Below are 7,413 nucleotides of genomic sequence, written 5' to 3' on the forward strand. Positions count from 1 at the left end.
CCGCGGAACCGATCCGGATTCGCGTAACGATGCCGGATGAATCGTTGCATCGGTCGTCGGGGCCGTGATAGAACTTGATGCAGCTCAGCCGGGAAACGCTTTCCGGCAGTGTCATCAACGACGATCGACAAGGAGGTCCGACGTGTACCGTGCAGTTGCAACGGCGCCCAGGACGACGTTCACGAGGGGCACTCGGTGAGCGCGCTCGGCGAGCTCCGCAAGCTCAGCGCAGGCAAGCGCCCACAGACCGCGGCCGAGAAGGCCTTCATCAAGAAGGACAACCGCCGCGACAACAAGGCGGCGTACCTGTTCCTCCTGCCCTGGCTCATCGGCCTCGCGGTCATCACCGTCGGCCCCATGGTCGCCTCGCTCGCCCTGTCCTTCACGAAGTACAACCTGCTGCAGGCGCCGACCTTCATCGGGTTCGACAACTTCATCCGGATGATGAGTGATGAGCGACTCCACAACTCGCTCGGCGTGACCTTCGTCTACGTCTTCGTCTCGGTGCCGCTCCAACTCGCGGCCGCACTGGCGCTCGCGGCGCTCCTCGACCGCGGGCTCCGCGGCCTCGCGATCTACCGATCCGTGTACTACCTGCCGTCGCTCCTCGGATCCTCCGTCGCGATCGCCGTGCTGTGGAAGCAGGTGTTCGGCGGCGAGGGCCTCGTGAACCAGTTCATCGCGATCTTCGGCATCGAAGGACGCAGCTGGATCGCCGACCCGTCGACGGCCCTCTCCACCCTCATCACGCTCAACGTGTGGACCTTCGGTGCGCCGATGGTGATCTTCCTCGCCGGCCTCCGGCAGATCCCCGTCATGTACCACGAGGCGGCGCAGATGGACGGGGCGTCGAAGTGGCAGCGCTTCACCAAGATCACCCTGCCGCTGCTCACGCCGATCATCTTCTTCAACCTCGTGCTGCAGATCATCCACGCGTTCCAGGCCTTCACGCAGGCCTTCATCGTGTCGGGCGGAACGGGCGGCCCAGCCGACTCGACGCTGTTCTACACGCTGTACCTCTACAACCGCGGCTTCTCGAACTTCGACATGGGCTACGCCTCCGCCATGGCCTGGTTCCTGCTCCTCATCATCGGAGTCTTCACCGCGATCAACTTCTGGGCCTCGAAATACTGGGTGAACTACGATGACTGACACGCTGACCACACGGTCCATCACGACGGACAGCAAGAACCGCAGTCGCGAGGCCAAGCAGGCCGAACGCCAGTACCGCCGCGCACGCGGGTGGTCGCCCTGGAAGTCCGTGCTGAAGCACGTCGGGCTCATCCTCGTCGGGTTCATCATGCTCTACCCGGTGATCTGGCTCGTCGTCTCCTCGCTCCGCCCCACGGAGGAGATCTTCCGGAACCCGGGCATCGTCCTCGACAGCTTCGAGGTGAGCAACTACAGCGAGGGCTGGAACACCCTCTCGGAACCGTTCCACGTGTTCCTGCTGAACTCGGTGCTCATCGTCCTCGGCTGCATCGTCGGCAACCTCGTGTCCTGCTCGATGGCGGCGTACGCCTTCGCCCGGCTGAAGTTCAGCGGCAAACGGTGGTGGTTCGCGGCGATGCTCATGACGCTGATGCTGCCGATCCACGTCATCATCGTGCCGCAGTACATCATGTTCTCCCAGCTCGGCTTCGTGAACACGTACCTGCCGCTCATCCTGCCGAAGATCCTCGCGACCGACGCGTTCTTCGTCTTCCTCATGGTCCAGTTCATCCGCGGTATCCCGAAGGAGCTCGACGAGGCCGCCCGCATCGACGGCTGCGGCCACCCCCGCATCTTCGGCGTCATCATCCTGCCCCTCATGGTCCCGGCGCTCGCGACCACCGCGATCTTCACCTTCATCTGGACGTGGAACGACTTCTTCAGCCAGCTCCTGTACCTGACGAAGCCCGAGATGTACACGGTGCCGCTCGCGCTGCGGGCCTTCATGGACGCGCAATCCTCGACCTCGTGGGGGCCGATGTTCGCGATGAGTGTCGTGTCGCTCCTCCCGATCTTCCTCGTCTTCCTCTTCGGTCAGCGGTTCCTCCTCAAGGGCATCGCGACGACCGGCGGCAAGTGACGCGGTCCTCACCGACCGACGGCACCGGAACACCTGTACCAGCCCGACCAGCACCAGACCCAGCAGCACCGGATCCAGCGACACCGGATCCGCATCGATCGATTCGAAAGGGAACAGCATGAGCATCAGCAAGCACGGCAGAGCCGCCGGCTTCATCGCGACGGGAGCCGTCGCCGCGCTCCTCCTCGCCGGTTGCAGCGCCGGAGGCGACGCCGCGACCGAACTGTCCGACGAGCCCGTCACCCTCCGGTTCACCTGGTGGGGCAACGACGCCCGCACGGCGGCCACCCAGGAGGTCATCGCGGCCTTCGAGAAGGAGTACCCGAACATCACCATCGAGCCCCAGTTCACGGACTGGGCCGGGTACTGGGACAAGCTCGCCACCGAGACGGCGGCGAACGACACCCCCGACATCATCCAGATGGACGAGAAGTACATCGCCACCTACGGCGACCGGGGTGCCCTGCTCGACCTCAAGACCGTCGGCGACCAGCTCGACCTCAGCGACTTCCCCAAGGAGACGCTGACCTCGGGGACCGTGAACGACTCGCTCTACGGCGTGCCCTCCGGCATCACGAGCTACTCCATCGTGGTGAACCCGACCCTGCTGGCGTCGGCCGGCATCGAGATGCCCGACGACGAGACCTGGACCTGGGACGACTTCACCGCGCTGAGCGAGCAGGTGTCGGCGGCCGGTGGCGGATCGATCTACGGGTTCCAGCCCTTCGGCTTCGAGGACGGCGGCCTGAACAACTGGGCACGCCAGCACGGCGACGAGCTCTACAACGACAAGGGCGAGGTCTCCATCAAGCCCGAGACGCTCGCGTCCTGGTGGACCTACCTCCTCGAGCTGGTGAACGACGGCGCGACGCCGTCCGCTTCGGCGATCGTCGAGAAGCAGGCCGGCGGTCTGGCGGAGTCCTTCACCGCGACCAACGCCGCGGCGTTCGCCCCCTGGTGGAACAGCCAGCTGACGGCACTCACCGAGGCGAGCGGTTCGCCGCTCGAGCTGCTGCGCATCCCGACCGTGGACGGCGGCGCCGACGGCTCCGCCTACTACAAGCCGTCGATGTACTGGTCGGCGTCCGCCCGGACGGCCCACCCGGCCGAAGCCGCGCTGTTCATCGACTTCCTCGCGAACAGCGAGACGGCCGCCGACTCGCTCCTCACCGAGCGCGGTGTCCCGGCGAACACGAAGATCCGCGAGTACATCACGCCGAAGCTGGCCGAGACGGACCAGGCGGTCGTGGAGTTCCTCGACGGTCTCGCCGACGACATCGGTGAGCCGCCGACCGTCACGCCCGCCGGTGGCAGCGCGATCGAGGCGCTTGTGAAGCAGTACACCGAACAGGTGCTGTTCGGGAAGAACACGCCCGACCAGGCTGCCGAGGGGTTCATCAAGGACCTGAAGGCCGCGGTCGCCGCGGGCTGACCCGGCACCAGCCCATCCGCCAACGGGCTCGGGGAACGGAACCTCGTCCCCCGAGCCCGTCGGCGGTCCATCACCCGACCGACCGGAGGACACCGCCGTGACCGAGCACCACCCGTCGACGGGCCTCGCCCTCACCCACGAGGTCGGTTCGGCCGTCACCGTCCACCTCGACGGCGTCGAGATCCTGCGGTACACCTACCGCCCGGACACCGTCCAGCGCGAGTCGCCGAAGCCGTACCTCCACCCGGTGCGGACCGCCGGCGGCGCCCTCGTGACGCTGGCACGACCGCACGACCACGTGTGGCACACCGGGTTCGCCTGGGCGCTGCCGCACGTCGGCGACGACAACTTCTGGGGTGGGCCGACGTTCACCGGCACCGCCTACGAGCAGCTCGAGAACAACGGCCGGTCCGAGCACGTCGCCGTCACGGAGGCCAGTGCCGATCCCGCCGAGGTGCGGTTCGCGCACACCCTCGCGTGGATCACGGAGGACGGCCGGCACCTCGTCGACGAGGAGCGCATCCTGACGGTGCGACCGGTCGCCGACGCCTGGTCGCTGACCTTCGAGACCCGGATGCGCAACGTCTCCGGCCGCGAGCTGTCGATCGGCTCGCCCACGACGAAGGGGCGGGAGAACGCCGGCTACGGCGGCTTCTTCTGGCGTGGTCCGCGTTCATTCACCGGAGGCACCCTCCACACGCCCGACGGCAGCGGCGGCGACGAACTCCGCGGCACGAGACACGCGTGGATGGGCTTCACCGGCCTGCAGGACGGCACTGCGGCGGCGTCGAGCGTCGTCATGGTCGACGACGAACGGAACCCGGCGCACCCACCGCAGTGGTTCGCCAGGACCGAGGAGTTCGCCGGTCTCTGCCCCGCGCCGTTCTTCAGCGAGGAACTGCCGTTCCGCGCCGAGGAGACCCTCGAGTTTCGGTACGCGGTCGTCATCGCCGACGGCCACGGCGACGACGGGCGTGCGGCATCACTCGCCCGATTCGGCCGCGACGCCCTCCGCCGCACCACACCCGCCTGACCCGAGGTGGAGGAGGCGGCCCCGTCCCGCCCTCCGCCACCACAGCACCGACCCGGAAGGACCATCGCGCATGACCACGACCCGCGAACGCTACGCCCTCATCGGCACCGGACACCGGTCCCAGATGTACCTCGACGCCATCGTCGGCCCGCACGCCGACGTCGCGGAACTCGTCGCCTGGAGCGACAGCAACCCGGGCAGGATCGACCACTACGAGCGCCTGCTCGCCGAGCAGGGCGTGGCGCTGCCCGCCCGCTACGGCCCGGACGACGTCGAACGGCTCATCACCGAGCAGCGCGTGGACCGCGTCATCGTGACGACCCCGGACTTCACCCACGCCGAGATCGTCTCGCGGGCGCTCCTCGCCGGCGCCGACGTCATCGTCGAGAAGCCCCTCACGATCGACCGCGAGGGCGTCGAACGGATCGCCGCGGCGGTCGCGGAGAGCGGCCGGAACGTCGTGACGACCTTCAACTACCGCTACAGCCCGCGCAACTCGGAGCTGCGGCGGATCGTGCAGGACGGCCGGATCGGCCGGGTGACGAGCGTGCACTTCGAGTGGGTGCTCGACACCGTCCACGGGGCCGACTACTTCCGCCGCTGGCACCGCGAGAAGGAGCACTCCGGCGGTCTGCTCATCCACAAGGCGTCCCACCACTTCGACCTCGTCAACTGGTGGATCGGGGCACGGCCTGCCTCCGTGTACGCGTCCGGCGGCCTGCGGTTCTACGGCGACGCCAATGCCGCCGAACGGGGCCTCGGTGCGCGACCGGAGCGCGGGTCGGTGCCCGACGACCTCGAGGCGGCCGCTCGTGGGCGGTCGTCCGACCCGTTCGTCCTCGACCTCCGGGACGACCCACGACTCGAGTCGCTGTACCTCGACGCCGAGCGGCACGACGGCTACCTGCGCGACCGCGACGTGTTCTCGCCCGGGATCAGCATCGAGGACAACCTGTCCGTCCTCGTCGACTACGACGGCGGGGCCTCGCTCAGCTACTCCCTGAACGCGCACGCGCCGTGGGAGGGGTACCGCGTCGCGATCAACGGGACGGAGGGCCGCGCCGAACTCGAGGTGGTCGAACGCGCCGCGGTGCTCGTGGGGATCGACGGTCGCGTCGTCCTCGACCCGAGTCTGCACGCGGACGGTGCGGGGGCTGGAACGGGAGCCGGTACGGGCCGTCCGATGCGTTCACGTGGTGAGCGCCTGGTGCTCCAGCGGCACTGGGAGGAGGCCGAGGAGATCCCGATCCCCGAGGGTGTCGGCGGCCACGGCGGCGGTGACGCGTACCTCCTGCGCCACCTGTTCGACCGCATCACCGAAGACGAGCTGGGCCGCCCCGCCGGGTACGACGACGGCGTGCGGGCGATCTCCGTCGGCATCGCCGGCAACGAGTCGCTGCTGACCGGTCGTCCGGTGGCGACGATCGCGCCATGAGCGTCGGGCCGGGCGCGGAGTCCGTCCCGGCCGGCGAGCACCTCCCGGTCACCGAGCGTGTCGAGGTGCGCTCGCTGGCGCCTGCGCCCGGCCGCGACCCGGCGCTGCGGGCGCTCGCGGACCGATCGCGCGAGGCGGGCGGCCAGGTCGGCTCCGGGATCGGGTCGCTCGCCGCGACGCGTGGTCGCCTCGCCGAGGTCCTCGGGCTCCTGCCCCGCCCGCGGATCGCGGAACCCGCCGAGCGGCTCGTGGAGTGGACCCGCGACGGTGTCGACGGGGTCGAGCTCCGCTGGTCGACGGGGTTCGGAGCGCCGAGCTCGGCGTGGCTCCTCCGGCCGGCAGGCGAGACGGGCGCGCTGCCCGGCGTCCTGGCGTTGCACGATCACGGCGGCTTCACCCGGGTGGGGCGGGAGAAGCTCGCCGACGGCCCTGACGGCGTCCCGAACACGCCGACGGTCTCCCGCGAGGAACTGCAGGCGTTCCGCGACCGCTACTACGGCGGCCGCGCCGTCGCATCCGACCTCGCCCGTGACGGGTTCGCGGTCCTCGTGCACGACGCCTTCGGCTGGGGATCCCGGCGCACACCGGACGAAGCGATCGCCGACCGGTTCCATCGGAGCGTCGACCTGCAGCTCGCCGGTCGCCGGGCCGAGTCGATCCGGGACGGTGCGGCGGCCGCCGAGGTGACGCCCGGGCAGCGGTCCGAGTTGCTCACCGCCGCGAACGAACCGCAGCTCGCGAAGGAACTCGGTGTGCTCGGCACCTCGCTCGCCGGCCTCGTCCTCCGCGACGACCTCATCGCGCTCGACCACCTCACCGCCGCGACCGGTGTCCGTGCCGACGCCGTCGGGTGCTTCGGGCTGTCCGGCGGAGGTGCGAGGGCCGTCCTCCTGGCGGCCATGGACGATCGCATTCGCGCCGCCGGGGTCGTGGCGATGATGTCGACGTTCGCCGGGGTCCTCGACGGGCACGCGGATCAGCACTCCTGGTCGTTCCTGTCGCCCGGGCTCTCCCGCGTTGGAGACTGGCCGGCGCTCGCCGCACTCCGTCCGGAGCTCTCGCTGCTCGTGCAGTACGCCGAGCGCGACGAGCTCTTCGGGCCGGCGGGCATGCACGACGCGCACACGATCCTCACGGAGCGGTACCGGGCCGGTGGTCGCCCTGGCGCGTACACCGGCACCTTCCACGATGAACCGCACCGCTGGTCGGTCGCGATGCAGGCCGAGCTGCGTGCCTGGCTCACTGCCGCCCTCGCCTGACCCGCCTGCCGCGCCTGCCCCGACTCTCGACCCGCACATCATCTCGTCCCTAACTCAGGAGAGCTGCGGTGTGTCGGGCCTGGTGGGGGTCGGCACGCCGGAGGAGTCCTGAGAAAGGGACGGTGGTGGTGGGGTGTTCACAATGCAGGAGGGGTGCGGGGTGTCGGGCCCGGGACGGGGGTT

At 69.4% G+C, this 7,413-nt stretch carries 6 protein-coding genes; all 6 read left to right on the forward strand.

Features of this window, described 5'->3' with window-relative positions:
* The first annotated feature begins 195 nt into the window (after nt 1–195).
* Entirely contained in the window at nt 196–1,152 is a 957-nt protein-coding gene (locus QRN26_RS02470) for a carbohydrate ABC transporter permease (RefSeq protein ID WP_056014187.1), read from the forward strand.
* A complete protein-coding gene (locus QRN26_RS02475; protein ID WP_082455582.1) occupies nt 1,145–2,071 on the forward strand; it encodes a carbohydrate ABC transporter permease in 927 nt (308 codons plus the stop codon). Before QRN26_RS02470 ends, QRN26_RS02475 begins: the two co-directional genes overlap by 8 nt.
* Before the next feature lie 118 nt (nt 2,072–2,189).
* The gene (locus QRN26_RS02480) at nt 2,190–3,503 is read left to right on the forward strand and encodes an ABC transporter substrate-binding protein (RefSeq protein ID WP_285035117.1); all 1,314 of its coding nucleotides are present in this window, start codon (nt 2,190–2,192) and stop codon (nt 3,501–3,503) included.
* A 97-nt stretch (nt 3,504–3,600) separates the two neighbouring features.
* Nucleotides 3,601–4,536, forward strand: a complete 936-nt coding sequence (locus QRN26_RS02485) for a DUF6807 domain-containing protein (RefSeq protein ID WP_285035118.1) — start codon at nt 3,601–3,603, stop codon at nt 4,534–4,536.
* Nucleotides 4,537–4,606: 70 nt separating this feature from the next.
* Nucleotides 4,607–5,971: a Gfo/Idh/MocA family protein gene (locus tag QRN26_RS02490; protein ID WP_285035120.1), complete on the forward strand. Its 1,365-nt coding sequence runs from the start codon at nt 4,607–4,609 to the stop codon at nt 5,969–5,971.
* On the forward strand, nt 5,968–7,230 hold the full coding sequence (locus tag QRN26_RS02495; protein ID WP_285035122.1) for a dienelactone hydrolase family protein: 1,263 nt from the start codon (nt 5,968–5,970) through the stop codon (nt 7,228–7,230). Before QRN26_RS02490 ends, QRN26_RS02495 begins: the two co-directional genes overlap by 4 nt.
* Nucleotides 7,231–7,413 lie beyond the last annotated feature (183 nt).

The organism is Plantibacter sp. ME-Dv--P-095 (genome assembly GCF_030209365.1).
GTDB lineage: Bacteria > Actinomycetota > Actinomycetes > Actinomycetales > Microbacteriaceae > Plantibacter.